Source organism: Brevibacillus sp. MS2.2, assembly GCF_013284345.1.
Lineage (GTDB): Bacteria > Bacillota > Bacilli > Brevibacillales > Brevibacillaceae > Brevibacillus > Brevibacillus brevis_C.
The window spans coordinates 1-24,944 of record NZ_JABSUZ010000006.1; the positions used below are offsets into that span (position 1 = coordinate 1).

A 24,944-nucleotide genomic window follows, 5' to 3' on the forward strand; every position below is an offset into this window, starting at 1 on the left:
CGAATTGGAAGTGGTTCGTGTCTTGCTCAAACAAGCGGAGCGCATATACTGCTTGTTTGGTGATCCGGATTTGGGAATGGAGCGGCTTTCCTGTCCGGGCCGGGATCATTTTAAACAGTTGTACCAGTTTTTCGTCCAGGTGCCAACTGTTAAAAAAATCCACATGGATGCATTGGCCAGAAAGCTGCAATGGAAAAGAAATCTATTGGACGGCATGATTGCCATCTTTATGGAGCTGGAGTTTTTAGTAGAAGAGGCCGAACAGTACACGTTGCAGGCCAACACTGCGAAAAGACCGCTCGAGAGCTCTATGCTCTACGCGAATTGGAAGGAAGAAGCACAGCTTGCTACGGATTTATTGCTTTCTTCTTCTGATGCAATGATTCAAGCGCTTCATCAATTGGTGGAACCAACCACCGTTTAGGAGGAATTTTTCATGGATTTTAAACAATACATTCGTGTTATCCCAGATTTTCCACAGCCAGGTATTCGTTTCAAGGACATCACTACTCTCTTGAAGGATGGCCCTGCTTACAAAGCTGCGATTCAAGACTTGGCTGTGTTCGCGCGTGAAGTACAAGCAGACGTGATTGCGGGTCCAGAAGCACGTGGATTCGTAGTAGGTGCTCCACTGTCGTATGAAATGGGAATTGGCTTTGTGCCGATCCGCAAGTCAGGTAAGCTGCCATATGAATCCATCAAGGCGGATTACGACCTGGAGTATGGAAAAGATGCACTGGCTGTACACGTAGATGCTATCCAACCAGGTCAGCGTGTTCTGATTGCTGACGATTTGCTGGCGACAGGTGGAACGATTGAGACAACAATCAATTTGATTGAGCAACTCGGAGGCAAAGTGGTAGGAGCTGCCTTCTTCATCGAACTGTCCTACTTGGATGGACGTAGCAAAATAGGTGAAATTCCTATCAAATCGCTCGTTCAATATTAATTGATGTAACAAGGAAAAACGGGTGAAATGCCCGTTTTTTTCTTTTTTCTGGGGCTGTACATACTTTACAGGGGAATTCAGCTTTACAAGACGAACGACATACAAGATAATAGTATGAAATAGACAGACATGATACGTGCAAGTAAGCCTTCGCCTGCGCCAAAAGGCTTGGCAAAGCCCAAGTTTTCTAGACGTATAGGAAAGTTCAAGTGCTTCACAGTGCGAAATGCGTCCAGGCTTAAACTTTCCGGAGCGCATCACGAAGTGCCTCAGCGTCTGCTTCCGGCAATACTTCGGTGAAACTTTCCGCTATAATGCGGTCGCTCCTCCGTGAGAAGGCCTCGAACGAGGTTATTTTACTGAGAGGATAAGGGAAGGGAACTATGATTACCGGCATTGATGAGGTAGTAAAAAAAGCAAGCACCTATTTATCACAATCGGATTTGGACCTGATTACACGTGCCTATCAGCTTGCCGAAAAAGCGCATGAAGGGCAAATACGCAAATCAGGTGTTCCTTACATTATGCACCCAATCGCTGTGGCGGGTATTCTTGCAAACCTGCACATGGATGCCGTTACGATTGCGGCTGGATTTTTGCATGATGTCGTGGAAGATACCGAGATTACGCTTGATCATCTCCGTGAGCAGTTCGGACCGGATGTAGCTCTCCTGGTAGATGGAGTGACCAAGCTGGAAAAAATTAAATACAAGTCCAAGGAAGAGCAGCTCGCCGAAAACCACCGCAAGATGCTGGTTGCCATGGCACAGGACATCCGCGTCATCATGATCAAGCTGGCAGACCGTCTGCACAACATGAGGACACTTCGGCACATGTCCGAGGAGAAGCAACGCGAGATTTCCGATGAAACGCTGGAAATCTTTGCGCCACTTGCCCATCGCTTGGGGATCGCTTCCGTCAAATGGGAATTGGAAGATACGGCGCTTCGGTATTTGAATCCGCAACAGTATTATCGGATTGTGAATTTGATGCAAAAGAAACGGGTGGAGCGCGAAGCCTACCTGAATGAAGCATCGGATACGATCAGAGAAAAGCTGGGCGAGTTAAATATCGAGGCTGAAATTTCGGGACGTCCGAAGCATATCTACAGCATCTTTAAAAAGATGACGAGACAAAACAAGCAGTTCAACGAGATTTATGACCTGCTTGCGTTGCGGATCATCGTGAATGACATCCGCGACTGTTATGCGGTTCTGGGTATCGTGCACACCTTGTGGAAGCCGATGCCAGGCAGATTCAAAGATTACATTGCCATGCCAAAGACGAACATGTACCAATCACTTCATACCACAGTGATTGGGCCAAAAGGTGAGCCATTGGAAGTGCAAATCCGCACTTGGGATATGCACCAGACAGCTGAGATCGGGATCGCGGCTCACTGGGCGTACAAGGAAGGCAAAAGCATCGTGCAAGGCTCTTTTGCAGAGAAGCTCGGTAGTCTGCGGGAGATTATTGAAGGTGGATCGGAAGAAGCTCCGAACGCGCAAGAGTTCATGGAGAGTCTCAAGCAGGATCTTTTCTCCGATACGGTTTTCGTCTTCACGCCAAAAGGCGATGTAGTCGAGTTGCCGAAAGGCTCTGTACCACTGGACTTCTCCTATCGGATTCACTCTGCGGTAGGAAACAGAACGATCGGCGCCAAAGTGAACGGCAAGATTGTCCCGCTCGACTATGCGATGAAAACAGGCGATATCGTCGAAATCCTGACCTCGAAGCATTCGTACGGTCCTAGTCAGGATTGGCTAAAGATGGCCAAATCCGCGCATGCTCGCAACAAAATTAAACAGTGGTTTAAAAAAGAGAAGCGGGAAGAGAATGTCGCCAAAGGTCAGCAGATGGTGGAAGCGGAGATCAAGTCGCGTAGCTTTGATATTAAAGAAGCGATGACGGAAACAAACCTGAAGGAAGCGGCAGCCCGGTTTAATTTCCAAGGGGCAGAAGACATGTTTGCCGCAGTTGGCTATGGTGGCATTACGGCTTCGCAAATTGCGACTCGTCTTGTAGACAAACTCCGTCGGGAGCGCGAAGAACAAAACCCGACGATTCCTGAGGTCAAACCAAATCCAGCAGACCGTTCTGCCAAGAGTGAATCTGGCGTCAAAGTCCGTGGCTTGGATAATTTGCTCGTCCGTATTTCTCGTTGCTGTACACCTGTTCCAGGCGACCAGATTATCGGTTTCATTACAAGAGGTCGTGGGGTATCGGTGCATCGACTGGACTGTCCGAACGTACTGACAGACGAATGTACAGAGCGCTTGATTGATGTCGAATGGGATACCGATTTCAAACATAATTTCCATGTAGAGATCGAGATCACGGGCAATGATCGGAGCGGACTGTTAAACGATGTATTGCAGGTTGTGGCAGAGACAAAGACAAACATTGCGGCTGTCAGTGGCAAGTCAGATAAAAATCGAGTGGCAACGATTCATATGACCATCTCGATTAGCAATGTGGATCATCTGTTGAAAGTAGTAGAGCGCATCAAGCGCATCAAAGATATTTATTCGGTTCGCCGGATACTGAGCACCTGATCCTTTGTGGATTGGGTGTTCTTGTTTAGCTAACAGGAAGGATGAGTCAGTGTGAGGGTTGTCGTACAAAGAACGAGAGAAGCGAGTGTTACCGTAGCAGGAGAGATCGTCGGACAAATTGAACACGGCTTAATGCTGCTGGTAGGCATTACGCATGAAGACACAGAAAAAGAAGTAGAATTTGTCGCAGACAAAATTGCGAACTTGCGTATTTTTGAAGACGAGGAAGGCAAAATGAACTTCTCTATTTTAGACAAGGGTGGCCAAATTTTGTCCGTATCACAATTTACGCTGTATGGTGATTGCAGAAAGGGCAGAAGACCCAACTTCATGGCTGCCGCACGACCAGAGCAGGCTGAACCGCTGTACGAGCTATTTAACGCCAAGCTGCGTGAAAAAGGGCTTCAGGTGGAAACAGGACGCTTTGGCGCAATGATGGACGTACGTCTGTTAAATGATGGCCCTGTCACGCTGATTGTCGAATCGTAAACACAACCATCAGGGGGATGAAAACATGGCCAAAGAAGCATTGGTGATTGGTGCTAGTGGCATGCTTACAGAGGTCTCCCGCTGGCTGGCTCGCCAAGATTATCAAGTAACCGTGCTTGGTCGTGATCCAGTCAAATTAAGCCGTGTCAGAGACGGTTCCACTCATCCAGAATCGATTCATTTGCTGCCTCAAGACTATCACCAGACAGACGGCTTGCGTCAGGCTATGGAAGAGCTCGTAGAGAAGAGAGGGCCGATGGATGTGGTTGTCGCGTGGATTCATTCGACTGCACCGCATGCACTGCCTGTGATCGTGGAAGAACTGTCGCGTCCTGAGAAGCGCTGGCAATTGCTGCATGTGTGTGGGAGCGGTGCTTGGAGAAATCCACCAATAGAACTTACATCAGAAGTTTGTATATATCGGCGAGTCGTCCTCGGGTTTAGATGTACAGATGAGCATTCACGCTGGCTGACGAATGATGAAATCGCGGTTGGGGTGATTGACGCTCTGCAAACAACTGAACGGCAAATGATTGTCGGTCAGGTCGAGCCGTGGGAAAAACGTCCGACGTTGTAACACAGATAGCGAAGTCAAAAACAAAAACGATTGCCGGATGCAATCGTTTTTGTCGTTTCAGTACTAATCGGGTCAGTGAATGAAAGTGGTTGCAGGGAGGATCAGATTTTTGCCGATCAGGTTTGCGGAAATCGGCTTTTTCCCGATTTCTCGTGCCCATATGGATAGCTGCCCGACATGGTGGATTTCATGAGCGATCATATGCCGCATAATTTCACCCCATGTGTACGTAGCAATGCTTCCGTCTGGCTTCGTATCCTGAAAGGCTCTTGTTTCCATACTTTCATCCCAATTGCGCAAAAATTGAAGCACATCCGGGCGAAAAGTCGCCTCCAGGTCACGAACTTTTTCCAACCGGTTGTGCAGGTCGAAGCTCTCTTGAAATTCAGGTCTCCCAAGCATGACTTGAATCCAGCTCCACTCTACATCAATGACATGGAACAGTGTGTGCAAAATACCCCCGACACCACCGACGCGCGCACGAAGCAATTCTTCCATGGGGACATCCTCGCACCATTTCAGCCATTCTTCACGAACGATCCAATTGTACTCAAACATCGTTTTAATAGAAATCACTCCATTTTCAAAGGTTAACTTGTGATCACCTGCGTCCATACCGTACGTTTGTTGATGTTGTGATTATTTTTCATCCGTCATCACTCCTTTCGATGACTTATGATATTCGCAAACCCTCTTGGAATTCCTGCCTGTCTTGCTTTGATGCAATCGGGCGCGCCATAAAAGAACCCCCATACGAGAGAGCTTGAGCCAGCTTCTTTCGCATGGGGGTGGAAGAGAGGGATCAGCCTCCCTGATTGCTTTGTGTATTAAAGTACTGGACAATCCCTTTGAACAGACCTTCCGCTGCAAGATCCTGCTGTTTCTCGGAACGTGCGCGAATCTCGTCGTTGTAGTTGGATAAGAAGGAGATCTCGGCCAAAATGGATGGCACCGGGTTTTCGCGTAGAACGAAATAGTTTCCGTATCGATAATTCATGTCCTTGTAGCTCGTCGCTTTCACCAGCTCCGTTTGAACCAGGGAGGCGAGTTTACTAGAGTTACCTTGGCTGTAGTAGAAAATAATCGAGCCATTGGTTGCTGAGTTTGGATGCGTATTATGATGGACGCTGACAAAAATATCAGCCTGATTTTGAATCGCGATGTCGACGCGCTGTTGCAGGGTCAATTTGCGATCATCAGCCCGTGTCATGATGACTTTGGCACCTGCTGCTTCCAACTTGTTGCGCAGGAGCAGGGAGACTTGCAGATTGACCGTTTTCTCTAAAGTAGAGAAGCTGGAGCCGGTCGAACCACCATCTGTACCACCATGACCAGCATCGACGACGATGACTTTGCCGGCAAGATCATTACTGCGTACCACTGCTGGCGCACCATTAGCAGAAACGAGCCAGCCTGCAATGTAGCCTGTGGAGCCGTCAGGGAAGTTTACTTGGAACCACTCGCCCGATTTATTGGCAATCCCGTATTTTTCGCCAGGCTGTACCTGTTTGATAACATTGTGATCGGTACTCGGACCAGAACGAACATTGGTATCTGGATTCATAATCGTTACGTATGGGCCACTCGGAGTAGGCATACTTGGTTGATTCACCGTAATGTGCCAACCTGCCACCCAGCCAGTTTTTCCGGCCGCCGTGTTGATGCGGTACCAGTCTCCTTGTTTTTCCAAAACAGTCAGCGTGCTTCCGGCTGGAAGTGTCGCTTGAATGGCACTCGTTGTGTTCGGTTCACTACGCAGATTCAATCCGTCCGTTTTTACTGTGGCGGTTTGACTTGAAGAAGACGGTTGTCCAGTCTGAGGTTGCGTGCTTCCGTTTCCATTTTCGGGCAGAGTCGGTTGACCAGTGTCCGGGTTCGTTTGATCGGTGGAGAGCCAAGCGTTGACTCCATCATAAGGGAATTGAATCCAACCATTTTGTCTGTTCAAGACCGTGATTTTCTCGCCCGCATGTAGTTGACCGATAGCCGGTGTACTGGCATCTGGCGTGGCGTATACGTACGGAGCGAAATCCAAGGTTAGGCTGGCTCCTTGTACGGCGGGAGGCTTCGGTTGTGAGCCTGTACCCGCAGGATTGGTTGTTGGGGGTGTGCTACCAGTAGAGGGAGGAGAAACTGCTTGTCCCGCACCTACTTCTTTTACAAGCCAGTTTGCGACCCAGCCTTTAGTTCCTGCGTTGAGTTGGATTTGGATCCATTCGCCACTCTTTTGCACGATGGGGTAGCGCGTACCTGGATTGATTGTTTGAACGACTGCATATGTCTGACCGGGTCCAGAACGAACATTGAGATTCGTCGTGTTGCTCTCCACTTGCTTGGCAGATGCAGTAGCTGGTTTCTGTTGCTGTTGCTGTGTGCTGACGAGCCAGTTTGCTACCCAACCGCTTTGACCGTTCGGAAGCTTTACCTGAATCCAGTCATTTTTTGTGGAGATGACGGGCAACACAGTTTTGTTCGGCAGTGTAGTGACGATAGTGTCTTGGAGGCTAGGACCTGAACGGACATTGAGCTTGTCCACGGTGACCTGAACAGAACCGGCGGCCCAAGCTGCAGAAACGGGGAGGAAAATGGCACAGACGACAGTCAGGAGACTCCTCAGGATCTTTTGACGAACAAACACGATAGACATCCTTTCCGAAATACGTAGCTTTTTGATTTCATTGCGATCTTGCATGTTTTTACCAAAACAATCACTTCGCTATTTCTCCTGCTTTTTCCTGCAAAATACGACAAAGTTCTGCATGGGTTCCCTGATTGCTTTTCGGCAGGCAAGGCAATACTAGATTTTACTAGATGCTAGCGAACGCAGCTTTTCAGGAGGAATTCATCGTGAGACAGTCAAAGAAGGAAACATTCGCGCAAGGATTGAATCGGCAGTTTTTGTCTGTTGATTTTCAAGACGATTTAGAGAAAGAAATGTCACTACAAAATGTAGAAATGGCCAAAGATTTTCATCCAGGCTTGCGGGATATCCAACATCCTCGGCAAAAACGGAAGTGATCGATTTTGCCACCTTGCACACGATGCCACAACTTGTCTAGTTGACCCGAGTAATTCTCGTCGGCTATGATGAGGAGTGGCATTTTTGAAAAAAGCAGGTGAACTCCATGATACAGATCATATGTGAGGGACACGCATTCGAGCGGGAACTCTCCTTAATTCTCGCGTTATTTTATGAAGATCCAGCACTCACTTTTGTGCCCGAGTGGACAGGTGAGGCTAATTTGAAAATCAAGCTGGCACTGGCCGTGCAAGAAAATGGAGTCGTAGCTTCGGGAGAGTTAAACGATGGCAAGCAAAGCATCTCCCATCAGGTGGAGCGAGACTACGTAGCACGTGATGAAAAAGCGATGAAAAAGACGGCTAAGCAAGCTCTTTGCTATGCGCTGCTATTGATGCTGGAAGAATACACAGGTATGGAGCAAGGTTGGGGTATTTTGACCGGGATACGCCCGACGAAACTGCTGCACCAGTTGAACGCCGCTGGTGTAAACAGACAGGAAGCACACAGGAGATTGCAGCAGGATGTGATTTTGCGTCCATACAAGCTAAAGCTATTGCAAGAAATCGTAGACAAGCAGCTCTACGTCGTGCCTGATTTGTATCAAATTGATCGCGAACTGTCCGTGTATATCGGCATCCCATTCTGTCCGACGAAGTGTGCGTACTGTACGTTTCCTGCTTATGCGATTCGCAGTCACACGGCTTCGGTTAATCCGTTTCTCGAAGGTCTCCATTACGAGCTGGAGCGGATGGGAGAGTGGCTTCGTGCGAATGACCAACGGATTACGTCCATTTATTTCGGTGGCGGAACCCCTACAAGTATTACCGCAGATGACATGAACCAGCTGTTTGAGACGATGCATCGCTCTTTTCCACATATGGGAGATGTGCGTGAGCTGACAGTTGAGGCGGGAAGACCCGACACGATTACACGCGAAAAGCTCGATGTGATGAAACAGTGGGAAGTGGATCGGATCAGCATTAATCCACAGTCGTTCACACAGGAGACGCTCCAGGCGATCGGACGTCATCACACCGTCGAAGAGACGATTGAGAAATACCATCTGGCTATGGAGATGGGCTTGACTAATATTAATATGGACCTGATCATCGGGTTGCCAAACGAAGGCGTAGCCGAGCTGGCCCACAGCCTCCAAGAGGTAGAAAAGCTGATGCCCGCCTCGCTGACGGTGCATACGCTGTCTTTTAAAAGAGCCTCAGAGATGACGCAGAACAAAGAGCGCTACAAGGTCGCCAGTCGCGAAGAAATTAGCAAGATGATGGAGATGGCCTCCGAGTGGACAGCGGCGAATGGCTATGACCCGTACTATTTGTATCGGCAGAAAAACATTTTGGGAAATCTGGAGAATGTAGGATATGCCCAGCCAGGGCAGGAGAGCATCTACAACATCATGATCATGGAAGAGGTACAAACCATCCTTGGTCTCGGCTGTGGTGCAGTATCCAAGCTGATGGCTCCAGGAAGCGGCAAGCTGACGCGCTTTCCGAATCCAAAGGACCCGAAAACGTACAATGACACATACAAGGTTCTAGTGGAAAACAAGATCCGTGATTTGGATGAAATCTATTCAGGTGCGAGAACGGCTGGGCAGGTATCTGGCAAGTGAGTGATGGATATACTTGTTATTAATAAAAAACCCTATCGAGGCTTTTTCAAGGAGGAGCGACCGTGTTTTTGCGGAAAGTTTTACCGAAGTAATGCCAGAAGCAGACGCTGAGGCACCTTGTTATGCGCTCCAGAATTTATTAGTATGTCACTAATAAATTCTTACACGTTAAAAAAAGTTTTATTCGAGCGCCTGTTGACGGCTGTTGGCGGGTTTGCTATGATTCACATTAAGCTTTTTTATTGAATAAGCAATGATCTGATGACGGGAACAAGTATCCAAAGAACCGATACCCAGAGAGAAAGCGCCGTGGCTGAGAGTGCTTTCGTATAACGGCTTGGTGAATGACATCCCTGAAGACCGCAGTGAACGGCTGAAAGAAATCTCTTTCCCCAGTAACTGGCAGGCGTGTGCCGGCGTTAACGGCTAATAAGTGGGATAGCCTTTGTGATGTAGGGCTATTCAAACAGGGTGGCACCACGGGAGTATAACCAGTCTCTCGTCCCTGACATGCGGCGATTTGCTAAATGTCAGGAGACGAGGGACTTTTTTATTTGGTCATAAATAAAGGTTCCTTGATCCTGAAGGTTTGGCTTTAGCCCGAGTTTGTGAAAAGACATGGAGGTTCGAGAGGAATGACAAGAATCCAGATCCCACGCGGTACGCAGGATATCATGCCTGGTACTGTAGAGCTGTGGCACTACGTGGAGGCCAAGGCCCGCGATCTGTGTCGCCGCTCCAATTACGCGGAAATTCGTACGCCGCTGTTTGAGAGCACAGAGTTGTTCCAACGGGGTGTAGGCGAGACCACGGATATCGTGGAAAAAGAAATGTACAGTGTAGCCAATCCGCGCAGTACGGATGCTCTCACGCTGCGTCCAGAAGGGACAGCGGGTGTTGTTCGCTCTTACGTGGAAAACAAGCTGTACGGTGTGCCTAATCAGCCTACCAAGCTGTACTACTTAGGACCGATGTTCCGTCACGAGCGTCCGCAAGCAGGCCGCTATCGCCAATTCGTCCAATTCGGTGCAGAAGCGATCGGTTCAAGCGATCCAGCGATTGATGCAGAAGTCATTGGCCTTGCGATTCGACTGTATCAGGAGCTCGGATTGACAGGACTTTCTGTGGAATTGAACAGCGTAGGTACGGTAGAAGACAGAGCGCGTCACCGTGAGCATTTGCTCGCACATTTGAACGGTGTTCGCTCCGAGCTGTGCGAGGATTGCCAATCTCGTATCGATCGCAATCCGCTGCGTGTGCTCGATTGCAAAAATGAAACATGCAAAAGACTGACGATGGACGCTCCGTCCATTTTGGACTACTTGAGCGAAGAATCTGCGGCACACTTCGAAGCCGTACAAAACTATTTGACCGCGCTGGATATTCCGTTTCATGTAAATCCACGTCTGGTTCGCGGCTTGGATTACTACACGCTGACCGCATTTGAAATCAAAATGGCAGAGATCGGTGCGGTAGAAACGCTTTGTGGCGGTGGTCGTTACAACGGACTGGTTGCAGAGCTCGGCGGTGACGATATGCCGGGCATCGGCTTCGCACTCAGTATCGAGCGTCTGCTGTTGGCACTGGAAAAGCAAGGTGTTCAACTGCCGATCTCGGGTGGCATCGACTGCTTCGTAGTGGTGCAGACACCAGAAGCAAAAACAACAGCTTTCGTACTCGTCGACCAATTGCGCCAAGCAGGGATTGCGGCTGAGCTGGATTATCTGGATCGGAAAATGAAAGCACAGCTAAAGCAAGCAGATCGTCTACAGGCTCGTTTTACCGCGATCATCGGTGAGTCTGAATTGGCAAATGGCACGGTTGTTCTGAAGGAAATGGCAACAGGCGAGCAACAAGAAGTGAAACGCGAGGAACTTGTTTCGGTACTCGCTGCAAAAGTAAATCAATAAAACAAATCGTTGGGGGAAATGATCATGTCTTGGCAATATCGCACCGTACATGGTGGAGAAGTAACAACAGCACACGTTGGGCAGGAAGTCGTACTGAACGGCTGGGTACAAAAGCGTCGTGACCTCGGAGGCGTCATCTTCATCGACTTCCGTGACCGCACAGGTATCGTTCAAATCGTATTCAACCCGGAGTACAACAAAGAAGCTTGGGAAGCGGCTGACAAGGTTCGCAGCGAATACGTACTGGTTGTAAAAGGGAAAGTGGTAAACCGTGCACCGGAAGCAGTCAATCCGAAGCTGAAAACCGGCGAAGTAGAAGTGCACATCTCTGAAATCGAAATCCTGAACGATGCAAAAACGCCTCCGTTCCTGATTGAAGACGAGATCGATGTAGATGAACAAGTTCGTCTGAAATACCGCTACCTGGACTTGCGCCGTCCAGAAATGCAGCGCTCCCTGATTTTGCGCAGCAAAGCAGCGAAAGCGTTCCGTGACTACCTGGATGAGAACAACTTCGTGGAAGTAGAGACACCAATTCTCCAGAAGAGCACTCCTGAGGGCGCACGCGACTACCTCGTGCCTTCCCGTGTACATCCAGGAGAGTTCTACGCACTGCCGCAATCGCCACAGTTGTTTAAACAGCTTTTGATGGTATCCGGTTTGGAGCGCTATTACCAAATCGCACGTTGCTTCCGTGACGAAGACCTGCGTGCTGACCGTCAGCCTGAATTTACCCAAGTGGACATTGAAACCTCTTTCCTGTCTATGGAAGAAATCCTGCCAATGATGGAAAAGATGGTCGCTCACGTATTCAAGCAAACGGTTGGTGTAGACGTACCGACTCCATTCCCTCGTCTCACGTATGCGGATGCAATGGCGCGTTACGGTTCTGACAAACCAGACGTACGCTTCGGCATGGAGCTGACAGACGTATCTGATCTGGTTGCGACAAGTGACTTCAAGGTGTTTGCAGCAGCAGTAGCTGGTGGCGGACAAGTAAAAGCGATCAACGCAAAAGGGTGCGGACACTACTCCCGTAAAGAAGCAGACGACCTGGGCAAATTCGCTTCCCGTTATGGTGCGAAAGGCTTGGCTTGGATCGGCTTCAAAGATGGCGAAGTCAAAGGGCCAATTGCGAAGTTCTTTAAAGAAGAAGAACTTAACGAGATGAAAGCACGCTTGGCAGTGGAAGAAGGCGACTTGCTCCTGTTCGTTGCTGACAAACCAAAAGTGGTAGCAGATGCACTGGGTGCTCTTCGTTCCAAGCTGGGTGCTGAACTCGGTCTGATTGACCAAAGCCAGTTCGCATTCCTCTGGGTAGTAGACTTCCCGCTGGTTGAGTGGGATGAGGATGCAAAACGCTACGTTGCCCTGCACCATCCGTTCACACGTCCAAAAGACGAAGACTTGCACCTGTTCGATACTGATCCAGGTCAAATGCGTGCACAAGCGTACGACATGGTTCTCAACGGATACGAGCTCGGCGGAGGTTCCATGCGGATCTTCAAGCGCGACGTGCAAGAAAAAATGTTTACTACACTTGGCTTTACCCTCGAAGAGGCGCGTAAACAATTCGGCTTCCTCATGGATGCATTCGAATACGGTACACCTCCACACGGTGGAATCGCTCTTGGCTTGGACCGCCTGATTATGCTTTTGGCTGGCCGCACTAACCTGCGCGAAGTCATCGCATTCCCAAAAACAGCAAGTGCGAGCGACCTGATGGTAAACGCTCCAGATGTAGTAGACGGAAAACAATTGAAAGAGCTGTCCATTGCAACAATTGTCACAGAAGAAGAAAAGGTGGAAGCGTAATCGACTTGCGCAACTGCATTGCTCTTTGATACATTGGTAATACTATGATGAAAGCCCTGCGATGCCCGTGACATCCGATAGTTTTGAGCCACAAAGTTTGTTTAGGGAGTTTTTCGTCCGTGATTGTAAAGGCATGCCTCCTTAGAGTGGACGTCTGTAACAGTTCGGCAAGACACCCACCTGCGATGAGCAGGTTCAAAACTAAGGAGCAACACGGCATAATGGGGCTCCTTTTTTCTACTTCAATCCTACTTTTCCGATTGACTATAAGTTGCGCGTTGAACTGCCCAATAATCTCGCTTGCGAATGAAAGGTGACACGAAATATGCTTCATCAATTTTCTCGTTGTGAATTGGCCTTCGGTCCTGAAGGTTTGGAAAAAATGAAAAATAGCCGCGTTGCTGTATTAGGAATTGGCGGAGTTGGTTCCTTTACAGTAGAAGCACTCGCGCGTACAGGTGTAGGCAAGCTCGTTTTGGTAGATAAGGATGTAGTAGACATCACGAACATCAACCGCCAAATCCATGCGACTCTGAACACAGTTGGTCAAAAAAAGGCTGAGCTCATGAAGGAGCGTATTGCGACGATCAATCCGGAGTGCGAGGTCGTAACTCTCCATATGTTCTACAATGAAGAAACAGCACATGAGCTGTTTGAGCATGAACTGGATTACATCGTGGATGCCATGGACACCATGTCCGCGAAGCTCCATGTAATTAAAGAAGCAAAGCGCCGCAATATCCCTATTATCTCTAGCATGGGTGCGGCCAACAAAATGGACCCGACCCGTTTTGAGGTTGCCGATATTTCCCAAACGAGTTATGATCCGATTGCAAAGGTCATTCGTCGTGAGCTGCGGAAAAGCGGTATCTACAAAGGGGTAAAAGTTGTATACTCCCGTGAGATTCCCGTCACCGTACGTGTAGATGTACGCGAACAGATCGTTTCCAACCCGGATTCACCGATTAGCAAAGTGCGGATGCCTCCAGCAAGTAATGCTTTCGTGCCTTCTGTGGCTGGTTTAATTTTAGCCAGTGTAGTGGCAAGAGATATTTTGGAGTGGCAGCCTGTAAAAGGATAGTGGAACATGGATGATTTATTCACGTTTGCCTACGACCAGCAGGGTGGTGGCAAACAGAAGCCATTGGCTGCACGGATGCGGCCGCAAACGATTCAGGATGTAATCGGGCAATCGCATATTTTGGCTCCTGGAAAGCTGCTCCGACGCGCGATTGAAGCAGATCAAGTGTCCTCTGTCATTTTTTACGGACCTCCAGGTACAGGGAAAACAACGCTGGCAAAAGTCATTGCTCGAACCACACGCACGCATTTCTCTGAGTTAAATGCCGTTACGGCTGGTGTCGCTGACATCCGCAAAGTGGTAGATGCGGCAAAGGAGCGGCTCGTCATGGACAGTCAGCGGACAACGTTGTTCGTAGACGAGATTCACCGCTTCAACAAATCGCAACAGGACGCCCTTCTTCCTTATGTGGAGGAAGGCACAATCATTTTGATTGGCGCCACGACGGAGAATCCTTTTTTCGAGGTGAATCCGGCGCTTTTGTCGCGTTCACAAGTGTTTTCCCTTCAATCGCTTTCCCATGAGGAATTGAAGCAGGTCATGGATCGGGCACTTCGTGATGAAGAAAATGGATTGGCGGAGCTATTTGTCACCGTTGAACCGGAAGCGGCAGAGCATTTGATTCAATATGCCGAAGGGGATGCCAGACGTTTGCTGAACGCATTGGAACTGGCAGTGACAACGACGCAACCAGGTGTGGATGGACGCATTACAGTGACGCTGGACGTCGCCGTAGAATCCATTCAGCGCAGGGCTGTACGCTACGATAAGAGTGGGGACAACCATTACGACACGATCTCTGCTTTTATTAAATCCATTCGTGGTTCTGATCCGGACGCAGCTCTTTACTGGCTAGCGAGAATGATCGATGCCGGAGAAGATCCACGGTTCATTTCTCGCCGTTTGGTCATTTCGGCTTCAGAGGACATCGGAAATGCTGACCCGCAAGCGATCACAGTTGCGATTTCCTGCTTTCAGGCGGTAGAATTGGTGGGAATGCCTGAAGGGCGTATCCCTTTAGCACAAGCGACGACGTACCTGGCAACCGCCCCCAAAAGCAATGCCGCTTACAACGGAATTAATTCTGCGTTGGATCGTATCCGAACGGATGGTCACAAGCAAGTGCCGATTCATCTGCGAGATTCTGCTTACAAGGGAGCTGCGAAGCTGGGACACGGTCAGGGATATCTGTATCCGCATAACTATCCATATGGCTATGTACCTCAACAGTATCTGCCTGACGGTGTAAACTACTCGTTCTACCAGCCAAAGGACCACGGCTATGAGCGTCACATTCGCCGCTTCCAGGAAGAAAGACAGAAGATGGATGAACGTGGATTGCCAAGGAAAAACTCCCCCGAATAAATAGGGGGAGCTAACATTTACGTGCGGACATTTCCGCCTGGTTTATTGGGCAAATCACCGTTTTCATTCGGCTGTTTGCTCTGCTCACTCGCACCGTAACGGGCTTTGTGAGCAATCGTGCCTGCGGGTTGGTCGTACAAGGTTTCGGACGGGTGGTTGGGACCTCGTTCCGAGCGTTTGTTCGTTGTCATCTGCATATCACCCCCTAAGATGTTAGTGTGTCCCTCGATACAGAAGACATGTAGGGGGCGGGCGCGTATTACCGATACAAAGAGGAGAGTTGTTAACGTGAAGATTTCGACGAAAGGACGTTACGGGCTGACGATCATGATGGAATTGGCCAACCGTTGCGGAGAAGGGCCGACTTCACTGCGGAGCATCGCCCAAAAACACGATTTGTCCGAGCATTATTTGGAGCAATTGATTGCACCTCTGCGTAACGCGGGTTTGGTAAAAAGCATTCGCGGCGCATATGGCGGTTATGTTCTGGCGAAACAGCCGGATGAGATTTCTGCTGGCGATGTGATTCGCGTGCTGGAAGGGCCGATCAGCCCTGTGGAATTTGCAGAGGAAGAAGATCCGGCTAAGCGTTTTTTATGGCTGCGTATTCGGGATAGTATTTCTGCTGTTCTGGATTCGACTTCACTTCAAGACTTGATCAGTTTTGAAGGCGATGGTCCTGCTGATAATTATATGTTTTACATCTAGAATATAAGTTGGTAGAAGGTGACAGCAGTGTCAGATCTAATGTATTTTGACCATGCAGCTACTACGCCTGTACATCCGCGGGTTGTTGCTGCTATGACTCCCTATTTGACTCAAGTTTACGGGAATCCATCCAGTGTCCATGGTGCAGGTCGCGAAGCGCGAAAAGCGTTGGAGCATGCGAGAGACACGATTGCCGACTTTATGGATGCTGATCCGCAATCGCTCATCTTTACGAGTGGCGGGACAGAAGCGGACAATATGGCCATCATCGGTGCTGCAATGGCACAGCGCGAACGTGGTCGTCACGTCATTACTTCGCAAATCGAGCACCATGCAGTCTTGCATGCTTGTGAATTTTTGGAGCAGGCAGGATTTGAAGTGACGTACCTGCCTGTTGACCAGACAGGCATGGTTTGCTTGGAAGACCTGAAACAAGCGGTTCGCCCAGATACGGTACTGGTGTCCATTATGTACGGGAACAACGAAGTAGGAACGATCCAGCCAATCGAGGAAATCGGTACCTTCCTGCGGGAAAAAGGGATTGTTTTTCATACGGATGCCGTACAGGCTTTTGGTGTACTGCCTGTCCATGCACGAAAGCTGCCTGTGGATATGCTCTCGGTATCCGCTCATAAAATTAATGGTCCAAAAGGAGTCGGCGCTTTGTATTTAGCGCGTAAGGTTCCGTTTTCCCCGATTTTGCACGGCGGTTCACAAGAGCGCAAACGCAGAGCGGGAACGGAAAACCTGGCTGGGATTGTTGGGTTTGCCGAAGCGACAAAGGTCGCTGGAGAGGAAATGGCCGAGCGGGTTGAAAAGTATGAGCAGATGAAAGCTGCGATGATCGCAGTCTGGCAGGAAGCAGGAATTACGTTCTGCTTGAATGGACATAGCGAACAGGCATTGCCGCATATTTTAAATGTGTCCTTCCCTGGTGCCCATACAGAAACCATGCTGATGAATCTGGATATCGCCAAGATTGCAGCCGCGAGTGGCTCAGCTTGTACATCCGGATCATTAGAGCTGTCACATGTTCTGAAAGCGATGCACTTGGACGATAAGGTTGCTCTTTCAGCTATTCGTTTTAGCTTTGGGATTACGAATACAGTGGAAGAGGCGAAGCAGGCTGCTATAATGATTGCTGCGATTGTAAAACGTTTGGTTCGTGAATAACGAAGGGTGAAAGCCGTTTGGATAAGCCAAGCGGTTTTTTTCATTTGAGCAAAAGTTGGTTTCTTATTGGAGTTTGGTGGTGAATTGTGGAAGAGGATGGTAAAATAATTCTGTAGTACTATTCCTGAAGAACTATACAACTCGGACCATCCGATAAGGAGAGGACTTTCATGTTGGCCAGACGCTACTCTATTCGCTACAAACTGGTGTTTACGATACTGATCCTAACCATGCTCCCACTAATGGTCGTCGGCTATATCCAATTTGAAAATGCACGCAGTGCGCTATATAAACTGGCGGTATCTGACTTGCGATACATAACGGAAATGAAGGCACGTGAACTGGCTGTTTACGCTCAAGAGGCAACGATTAGTGAGGGAAACAGACAGAAAATTAACGAAATAACACGCGAGGTGGCGGAAGACTACTACAAGCCAAATGGTATGGTTGGCTACGCCTATATCTTGGATGCGAGTGGAATTGCCATCTTTCATCCAGACCCGAAAGTCGAGAATACCTCTTTGGCGAATGAAGAATTCACGCAAGTCATGCTCGCTCAAAAAAACGGCTGGATCGAATATGAATTCGGAGGCTCTACCAAAGTGGCGGCCTATAAGCAGCTACCGAACGGGTGGATACTAGTCATTGGCAGCTACGAGAATGATTTGCTGACGACGATTGAGAGCAGTCGTCCGATGATGTTTCTCCTCAACCTGATAAGTGCCACCTTAGCGCTGGTCACAGGTATTTTTATTGTCAACAAGCTCGTTCGACCGCTAAAAGAGCTGGTATTGGCAATGAAGCGTGCAGAGACAGGAGATTTAACCACCCAAGTGACTGTCCGTTCCCGGGACGAGCTTGGGGAATTATCGTCGATGTACAATGAGATGATGGGGGTATTTCGCGGCATGGTCAACGAGGTGCAGCGAGTAGCCCAGCAGGTCGCGGCAGCTTCGGAAGAATTAACAGCGAGTGCGACAGAAAGTGCACGTGCTTCCGAACAGATTTCCATGGCTTCCTCGGAAATCGCTACGGGTTCCGAACAACAAAAACAAACAGTGACAGATACAGTACGCTTTTTATCTCGCATCGGTGGAGATATCCAACTCATTGCGGCCTCGACCTCTCAAGTAAATGCTGATGCCACAGACGCGAATCGATTAGCACAGGTTGGGGAAGGCAAGCTGCAAGAGCTCGTACAAGAAATGGATCAAATCACGGATCATGCCCGTCGAACGGAGCAGGTTATCCGCGAGCTTGGCTCTCAATCCGAGCAAATCATCGGAATCATCACGACCATTCGTCAAATATCCAACCAGACGAATCTATTGGCTTTGAATGCCGCCATCGAGGCAGCACGGGCGGGGGAACAGGGACGCGGCTTTGCGGTTGTGGCCCAGGAGGTACGTAAGCTGGCTGAGCAATCGGGTGAGGCGGCAGAAGAGATCGCAGGCTTGATTCATACGATCCACACAGATATTCTCGCGGCTGTGTCGGAAATGGGAACGACTGCTGTCGCTATACAGGATGGACGCGAAGGAGTGGCCCAGGCAGGAGATGGCTTCCACCAAATCCTGGTGGCCGTTCAAGACGTCAGCCAGCAAGTACATCGTATGAACGATGCAGCCCAAGCGATTCATCGAGATACAGTCCAATTGGTGAGTCACTCTGAAAAAATAGCAGGACTTGCAGAAACAGCGGCCAGAGATACACAGGAAGTGGCAGCAGCGTCTGAAGAACAGTTAGCAACCTCCGAGGAAATGACAGCAGCATCGGAAACGCTTGCGAAAATGGCTGAGCAGTTGTCAGAACAAGTAAAACGATTTACAATTTAAGACGAGCATATGAGAAATCCACTTTCGAGAGAAGTGGATTTTTCCTTTCTGGAACGGTTTTTATGTAAGGAGGCGTTTAGATGGACGAGCAGCAGTCAATCTCGCTGTTTGCGGAAAGCTTCATTCGAGGATTTGTTTCTCAAGAAATTTTTTACAAGGAAGAAACGTGGTACGGAGTTATCCGTCTTAAGATAGAAGAGACTACCGAATCGATTAAAGAATCGGAGGTCATTATAGTCGGGAATTTTCCTCGCCCGCATCCAGACGAGCTGTACACCTTTTACGGTGAATGGAAGACACATCCTCGTTTTGGCCAGCAGTACGTAGCAAAGCGCTATGAACGTGAAACGCCGAAAACATTGGCTGGGGTTGAGCGATACTTAGCCAGTGGCTTGTTTCAAGGGATCGGAAAGAAGATGGCCAAACGAATTGTCGAGCAGCTCGGGGTAGATGCGCTGTCGATTATCGCGGACTTCCCGGAGCGATTGGCTGAGGTACCCGGCATTTCTGAACAACGTGCCAAAACGATCTACGATTCAGTAGTCGAGCATCGTTCCTTGGAAAGTGCCATGGTTTTCTTGTATGACTTCGGCATTGGTGTGAACATGGCGCTGCGTATTTATCAGACCTACAAGCTGGAAACGATGACAGTGCTGAAGGAAGAGCCTTACCGGTTGATCGAGGATGTCGTAGGAATCGGCTTTAAGCGGGCAGATGACATTGCACGAGCAACAGGAATTGCTGCTTCCTCAGAAGAACGGGTGAAGGCAGCGGCTCTCTTTGTCTTGCAGGAGGCTTCGTATTCAGAAGGACATGTTTATTTGCCTGTGGAGGAGCTTTGTGAAAAAACACTGCGCCTTCTCGAAGAGTGCGGGGGGCACGACTTTTCTGGAGACGATATTCAACTGGCCGTGGAAGCTCTGTTTGTGTCGAGTAAGATTGCCTGGGAAGATGAGCGGGTGTATTTGCCCTCGCTGTTTTTTGCCGAGCTCGGTCTTGCCAAAAGACTGCGCCACTTCGCTGAGCGGGATGAATTCGGTACGTTCCCGACATCAGAATTTTACCGTGCGTTAGGGGCGGTCGAGGATGAGCTGGGGATTACGTATGCCCAGACGCAGCGTGATGCCATTGAACAGGCGATCAAAGCGGGTCTGATGCTGTTGACAGGTGGACCTGGTACGGGGAAAACGACAGTCATTCGCGGGATATGTCGCGTCTTTTCTCAGCTCCATGGATTGTCTTTGGACTTGAAAAAATACAACGAAGAAAATCCGTTCCCGATCGTTCTTGTGGCTCCTACTGGACGTGCAGCAAAACGTATGACAGAGACTACGGGTTTACCAGCAATGACCATCCATCGCTTGCTCGGTTACAAAGGGGAGAGCTTTGAGCATGACGCGGAGCACCCAATCCGTGGTCGGCTATTAATTGTGGATGAAATGTCCATGGTCGATATCTGGCTCGCCAATCAATTGTTTCGTGCGGTCCCAGACGACATGCAGATCATCATGGTTGGTGACCCTGACCAGTTGCCTTCCGTAGGACCGGGCAACGTCCTGTTGGATATGATTCGATCTGAATTGCTGCCGTTGGTACAGCTGACAGAAATTTATCGGCAAGCAGAAGAGTCCACGATTATTCGGTTGGCCCATGATGTACGAAAGGGGAATGTACCGGCAGATTTGCTTCACACCACCCCGGATCGGCGATTCTTCACAAGTTTGCCACAAGAAGTTCCGGAAGCAGTGAAACAAATTTGCTTCGGAGCCGTAAAAAAAGGATATACGGCAAAAGATGTTCAGGTATTAGCCCCTATCTATAAAGGTAATGCCGGTGTGAACCGGTTGAATGAAGAATTGCAGGAGTTGTTTAATCCAAAAACGCCGCAAAAGCGTGAAGTTACTTTCGGAGAGACGACTTTCCGTACAGGAGACAAGGTCCTGCAATTAGTGAACAATGCTGAAGAACAGGTGTTTAACGGTGACATGGGTGAGATCGTCGCCATCTTTTTCCCGAATGAAAATGCGGAGAACCAGGAGATGTTGGTCGCTGCCTTTGATAACAGGGAAGTGGTGTACAAGCGTTCGGATTATCATCAGCTGACGCTTGCCTACTGCTGCTCGGTGCATAAGTCTCAAGGCAGCGAATTTCCGATTGTGATCATGCCGTTTGTCAAAAGCTACTATCGTATGCTCAGACGTAAGCTGGTCTATACCGGGATTACCCGGAGCAAATCATTCCTCATCATGTGTGGAGAGCCGGATGCGTTCCGTGCTGCTGTAGAGTCTGATGAGGAGGGGGTACGGTACAGTTACTTGGAGGAACGGCTGAAGCAAGAGTGAAGTTGGAACCATTTGCGCCGAATGGACGTGTTCATTTCGCCTGATACTAACAAGGCGGAAGGGGGATGTCCCACATGCGCAAGGCAATGGATGCAGTCGGATTGCCAGTTGTTTGCCTCCAAACAGGGGAGACGATTGGAACCGTGCGTGACATTCTTTGCGACTCCACTTGGCATGTACGAGGAGTCTTGCTGAGCGAACAGGGCTGGTTCCAATCAGGTACCTATATTCCTACCGAACATATTCATGCGGTCGGGGAGTCCTGCCTTACCGTATCGGGAAAAGACGCGATCACGCCCTTACCTCATCTCGCCGGACTAGAGCCTGTCGGCATTGTGACGGGAAAGACGAAGTTAAAAGGAAAAGCGGTGATAACCGCATCCGGAGAGTGTTTGGGGAGGCTGGAAGACGTTTACTTTTCAGCCAACTGGGAGAAACTTGTAGGGTACGAACTATCGAATGGCTGGCTTGCAGATATTACGGAAGGACGAAAGCGCCTCCCTGCACCAGCATCCGTTATCATCGGGGAAGAAAACCTGATCGTGCCGGACTAGTTCGTGGCCAGGCGTGAAAGGGAGGAAAAAGCGTGATGCGTGTCATATGCCCGAATTGCAGTTCCAAAGACGTAGGAAAGATTGGAACCAATCAATACTATTGCTGGAACTGCTTTATAGAAATGAGCGTTTCCAATGAGCAGATCGCTTCTGTCTACCAAGTTGAGGAAGATGGATCTTTGCATTCGCTCAACGATCTGTTTATTGAGGAACAGACAGTAACCGCTCACTTGAATATGTAGTGGATTTGAGCGGCAAAACCAATGGAGGTGGCACGATTGTTCATTCGAGGCCTGTTGCGGATTCTTGCCACAAGCGGAATTGTGGCGATCATTGGTTATTGGATGGCTCCGCGACGTCGCAGTCGGTTTTCATTGAATTGGAATCAGTTGCCCTTCTCCATGCGTGATATGACGCGTATGTGGAAATCAGGTCGCAAGCTGATGCGTGCCGTTACTCGTTAACACAAAATGTGCAGTGGAACGTAAATAAACACCCGAACATACACTGTGTTCGGGTGCTTTTTTTCTACGTACATGAAAAAGCTCCGTCGCGGAAACGACGGAGCCTTGCTTTGCATTAAGATTGTTCTGCCAAGCGTTTTTGCTGTTGGCTTTTCATGCGTCCGATCAACAGGACACCAACCACAACAGCTACGATGAATACCCATTTCACCCAAGGATAAGCGGCAAAGAATGGTGTGAGGAACTTCTCGCTTGTTACCATGCTCGCAGCGGTATACGCCAATACGGCAGAACCGATATATATCACAATCGGATATTTCTCGATCAGCTTCAAGATCAATGTGCTACCCCATACCATGATCGGAACACTGATGATCAAACCGATAACTACCAGAAGGAAATCACCATGTGCGGCACCAGCAACCGCGATAACGTTATCCAAGCCCATTACTGTGTCGGCTACGATAATCGTCCAAATCGCTGCTCCAAGTGATCCGCTTGCCTTCATATTCTCATGACCATTATCTTGAATCAGCAACTTGAGGGCGATCCAAATGAGAATCAAACCACCTACAAGTAGCAGACCAGGAATCTTCAACAACCAAACGACAGCGAGTGTCGCCAATGCACGAATGACAATTGCACCAACGGTTCCCCATATGATCGCTTGCTTTTGCTGATGAGCAGGCAGGTTACGAGCCGCCATCCCGATGACGAGGGCATTGTCCCCGGCCAGCACCAGGTCGATAATAACGATAGAAAGTAATGCGGTCCAAAACTCAGGGCTTAACAATAAATCCATTTCTCTTCCTCCTCCTAATCCATTTTGGAAGCGAATAATCCGCTGGCCGTTTTCTTGATACCTCCTATAGTGTGTGTAAAGGGGCGAAAAAGAAAACGACCTTTCCCGGGACAGGAAAAGGTCATTTGAAAAACAAAAATAGACCTTTTACCTGGCCGGCAAAGGTCTTGCTTACAACATTTACGAAAATGTTGCCAACATAGCCGGGGAAAAATCCCGTAATGACGACTATGTTGCGAAAAAGCTACTCCCCTTTGGAGATATCCTCTTGTAATTACATACTACTGAACACGAAATTGTGTGTCAATAGGTTACATGAAATTTATGTGAATGAGACAAGCTAAAAAAGATGTTTGCAAATAGGGAGGAGTTGGGGAACGTGGATGAACTTCGGCGAAGTCGTCTATTTGCTGCTGCTGTTTGGCTCATCGCACTTTTGGTCATCGGCAATCTGCTTTGGCTGCTCCGACCAGTCCTGTCACAGTTGTTTTCGCTCATAAAGGAAGTGCTCGTTCCCGTCATATTGGGACTCGTCATCGCTTACTTGCTCCATCCGGTCGTGCAATTGCTGGAAAAAAGAAGAGTTCCGCGCTTGATGGCAGTTCTGCTCATTTATGGCTCATTTGTATTGGTGATTACCATTGCGATCATCAACGCGATTCCTGTTTTTACGAAACAATTGGTGGAGCTGTCAGACGACATTCCCCGCTTGATGGATTGGTACTATACATGGATGAGTGAGTGGGAAGCGCGAAAATATTTCTTGCCGGATAGCATCTCGAAGGGTGTCGACCGGGTGATCATCCAGTCGAATGAAGGGATGTCTCATTCCGTATCGAAAATCGTGGATAATGCTCGTCATTCGATGGGAAAGCTGTTTGCTTTTGCTATCGTGCCGTTTATCGCTTTTTACTTTTTGAAGGATATGAAGCAATTGCATGAGACGGGGATGTCGATTGTTCCGAAGGCTTATCGGAAGCAAGTGCTGATTGTCTTGCGGGATATTAATGAATCCTTGGGTAAATACATACATGGACAAATGATTGTCGCCCTGATCGTAGGCGTTTTCGCATACTTGGGCTATTGGTGGATCGGCATGCCATATCCTTTTGTACTGGCTGCATTTGTATGTCTTACCAACATCATTCCGTACATTGGACCCTTGATTGGGGCGGCACCGGCAGTTGTAATCGCGATTACGATTTCCACCAAGACACTGCTACTCGTTCTCGTTGTGAATCTCATCATTCAAATCGTAGAAGGGAACATTTTGTCCCCAAACATCGTTGGTCGTTCTTTGCATTTGCACCCGCTTCTCATTATCTTGGCACTGCTGGTAGGGGAGACGGTAGGGGGGATCATTGGGTTAATTGTTGCTGTTCCGATCCTTGCCGTTTGCAAAGTGATCGTTAGCCGAATCGCTGTCATGATGCACGAAAGTTGACAGTGATCAGGGAAAATATTTATAATATGGACAAAGTGATTTATGTGAAATCAATGAGGGAACGAGTATGTTGCAGACCTTTTACAGAGAGGGCGCTCCATGGTTGAGAGGGCGACCAAAAGAAGAGCAGCAGAAGGCTACTCCTAAGACCGGGCAAAACCCGGCGGCTTGGCACCGTTAGACGCCACTTAAGCGACAGGCCTTGGCTAAGATACGTGTAGCGAGCCTGTAA

The 24,944-nt window shown here is 48.9% G+C and carries 23 protein-coding genes, 1 other RNA gene and 1 other annotated feature; of the genes, 20 read left to right on the plus strand and 4 right to left on the minus strand.

Translation table 11 applies throughout. The features are described from left to right. From HP568_RS06785 to HP568_RS06805, 5 genes are all read left to right on the plus strand, one after another. Nucleotides 1–424 (plus strand): single-stranded-DNA-specific exonuclease C-terminal domain-containing protein (locus HP568_RS06785; RefSeq protein WP_173628703.1); only part of this gene is annotated, 424 nt, incomplete at its 5' end. Nucleotides 425–436: 12 nt separating this feature from the next. Then, nucleotides 437–949, plus strand: coding sequence for an adenine phosphoribosyltransferase (locus HP568_RS06790; protein WP_017247577.1), 513 nt, complete (start codon nt 437–439; stop codon nt 947–949). Nucleotides 950–1,332: 383 nt separating this feature from the next. Next, the gene (locus HP568_RS06795; RefSeq protein ID WP_048032144.1) at nt 1,333–3,504 is read left to right on the plus strand and encodes a RelA/SpoT family protein; all 2,172 of its coding nucleotides are present in this window, start codon (nt 1,333–1,335) and stop codon (nt 3,502–3,504) included. A gap of 51 nt (nt 3,505–3,555) precedes the next feature. Next, the gene (gene dtd, locus HP568_RS06800) at nt 3,556–3,993 is read left to right on the plus strand and encodes a D-aminoacyl-tRNA deacylase (RefSeq protein ID WP_173628704.1); all 438 of its coding nucleotides are present in this window, start codon (nt 3,556–3,558) and stop codon (nt 3,991–3,993) included. 25 nt (nt 3,994–4,018) lie between these two features. Then, nucleotides 4,019–4,570 (plus strand): short-chain dehydrogenase, encoded by a 552-nt coding sequence (locus HP568_RS06805; RefSeq protein ID WP_048032146.1) that lies wholly within the window; start codon nt 4,019–4,021, stop codon nt 4,568–4,570. 72 nt (nt 4,571–4,642) lie between these two features. On the opposite strand, the gene HP568_RS06810 is transcribed toward HP568_RS06805, so the two are convergent. Together HP568_RS06810 and HP568_RS06815 are read right to left on the minus strand one after the other, a co-directional pair. After that, on the minus strand, nt 4,643–5,137 hold the full coding sequence (locus tag HP568_RS06810) for a DinB family protein (protein WP_173628803.1): 495 nt from the start codon (nt 5,135–5,137) through the stop codon (nt 4,643–4,645). A gap of 235 nt (nt 5,138–5,372) precedes the next feature. Continuing rightward, the gene (locus HP568_RS06815; protein WP_173628705.1) at nt 5,373–7,262 is read right to left on the minus strand and encodes an N-acetylmuramoyl-L-alanine amidase family protein; all 1,890 of its coding nucleotides are present in this window, start codon (nt 7,260–7,262) and stop codon (nt 5,373–5,375) included. 155 nt (nt 7,263–7,417) lie between these two features. Here HP568_RS06815 and HP568_RS06820 point away from each other — a divergent pair, with 155 nt between their 5' ends. The 7 genes from HP568_RS06820 to HP568_RS06850 all read left to right on the plus strand — a co-directional run bounded on the left by HP568_RS06820 (nt 7,418) and on the right by HP568_RS06850 (nt 15,390). Then, nucleotides 7,418–7,588: a hypothetical protein gene (locus HP568_RS06820; RefSeq protein ID WP_173628706.1), complete on the plus strand. Its 171-nt coding sequence runs from the start codon at nt 7,418–7,420 to the stop codon at nt 7,586–7,588. 107 nt (nt 7,589–7,695) lie between these two features. Next, entirely contained in the window at nt 7,696–9,219 is a 1,524-nt protein-coding gene (locus HP568_RS06825) for a coproporphyrinogen III oxidase (protein ID WP_173628707.1), read from the plus strand. Nucleotides 9,220–9,471: 252 nt separating this feature from the next. Then, nucleotides 9,472–9,729: a binding site (T-box leader), on the plus strand. 125 nt (nt 9,730–9,854) lie between these two features. After that, nucleotides 9,855–11,129 (plus strand): histidine--tRNA ligase, encoded by a 1,275-nt coding sequence (hisS, locus tag HP568_RS06830; protein ID WP_048032149.1) that lies wholly within the window; start codon nt 9,855–9,857, stop codon nt 11,127–11,129. A 24-nt stretch (nt 11,130–11,153) separates the two neighbouring features. Next, nucleotides 11,154–12,944 (plus strand): aspartate--tRNA ligase, encoded by a 1,791-nt coding sequence (gene aspS, locus HP568_RS06835; RefSeq protein WP_048032150.1) that lies wholly within the window; start codon nt 11,154–11,156, stop codon nt 12,942–12,944. Between the two features lie 50 nt (nt 12,945–12,994). Next, nucleotides 12,995–13,176: non-coding RNA, 6S RNA (ssrS, locus tag HP568_RS06840), on the plus strand. Between the two features lie 93 nt (nt 13,177–13,269). Continuing rightward, nucleotides 13,270–14,025: a tRNA threonylcarbamoyladenosine dehydratase gene (locus tag HP568_RS06845; RefSeq protein ID WP_048032151.1), complete on the plus strand. Its 756-nt coding sequence runs from the start codon at nt 13,270–13,272 to the stop codon at nt 14,023–14,025. A 6-nt stretch (nt 14,026–14,031) separates the two neighbouring features. Then, complete coding sequence (locus tag HP568_RS06850; RefSeq protein ID WP_048032152.1) at nt 14,032–15,390, plus strand: replication-associated recombination protein A; 1,359 nt, start codon at nt 14,032–14,034, stop codon at nt 15,388–15,390. Between the two features lie 17 nt (nt 15,391–15,407). On the opposite strand, the gene HP568_RS06855 is transcribed toward HP568_RS06850, so the two are convergent. Beyond that, nucleotides 15,408–15,581, minus strand: coding sequence for a hypothetical protein (locus HP568_RS06855; protein WP_016739245.1), 174 nt, complete (start codon nt 15,579–15,581; stop codon nt 15,408–15,410). 97 nt (nt 15,582–15,678) lie between these two features. On the opposite strand from HP568_RS06855, the gene cymR reads away from it, so the two are divergent. The 7 genes from cymR to HP568_RS06890 all read left to right on the plus strand — a co-directional run bounded on the left by cymR (nt 15,679) and on the right by HP568_RS06890 (nt 22,466). After that, a complete protein-coding gene (cymR, locus tag HP568_RS06860) occupies nt 15,679–16,098 on the plus strand; it encodes a cysteine metabolism transcriptional regulator CymR (protein ID WP_048032153.1) in 420 nt (139 codons plus the stop codon). A gap of 27 nt (nt 16,099–16,125) precedes the next feature. Beyond that, nucleotides 16,126–17,271 carry a cysteine desulfurase family protein gene (locus HP568_RS06865; RefSeq protein WP_173628708.1) on the plus strand — a complete coding sequence of 382 codons (1,146 nt, stop codon included), beginning with the start codon at nt 16,126–16,128 and terminating at the stop codon, nt 17,269–17,271. A gap of 170 nt (nt 17,272–17,441) precedes the next feature. Then, a complete protein-coding gene (locus tag HP568_RS06870; RefSeq protein WP_048032155.1) occupies nt 17,442–19,106 on the plus strand; it encodes a methyl-accepting chemotaxis protein in 1,665 nt (554 codons plus the stop codon). A gap of 80 nt (nt 19,107–19,186) precedes the next feature. Continuing rightward, nucleotides 19,187–21,448, plus strand: a complete 2,262-nt coding sequence (recD2, locus tag HP568_RS06875; protein WP_173628709.1) for an SF1B family DNA helicase RecD2 — start codon at nt 19,187–19,189, stop codon at nt 21,446–21,448. Nucleotides 21,449–21,522: 74 nt separating this feature from the next. After that, nucleotides 21,523–22,002, plus strand: a complete 480-nt coding sequence (locus HP568_RS06880) for a PRC-barrel domain-containing protein (protein ID WP_048032157.1) — start codon at nt 21,523–21,525, stop codon at nt 22,000–22,002. Nucleotides 22,003–22,037: 35 nt separating this feature from the next. Then, the gene (locus HP568_RS06885; RefSeq protein WP_012685613.1) at nt 22,038–22,244 is read left to right on the plus strand and encodes a hypothetical protein; all 207 of its coding nucleotides are present in this window, start codon (nt 22,038–22,040) and stop codon (nt 22,242–22,244) included. A gap of 27 nt (nt 22,245–22,271) precedes the next feature. Continuing rightward, nucleotides 22,272–22,466: a hypothetical protein gene (locus HP568_RS06890; protein ID WP_235617730.1), complete on the plus strand. Its 195-nt coding sequence runs from the start codon at nt 22,272–22,274 to the stop codon at nt 22,464–22,466. Nucleotides 22,467–22,581: 115 nt separating this feature from the next. Here HP568_RS06890 and HP568_RS06895 read toward each other — a convergent pair whose 3' ends face one another. Continuing rightward, nucleotides 22,582–23,268: a TerC family protein gene (locus HP568_RS06895; RefSeq protein WP_048032159.1), complete on the minus strand. Its 687-nt coding sequence runs from the start codon at nt 23,266–23,268 to the stop codon at nt 22,582–22,584. Nucleotides 23,269–23,647: 379 nt separating this feature from the next. Here HP568_RS06895 and HP568_RS06900 point away from each other — a divergent pair, with 379 nt between their 5' ends. Further along, a complete protein-coding gene (locus HP568_RS06900) occupies nt 23,648–24,712 on the plus strand; it encodes an AI-2E family transporter (RefSeq protein WP_048032160.1) in 1,065 nt (354 codons plus the stop codon). The last annotated feature ends 232 nt before the right edge of the window (nt 24,713–24,944 follow it).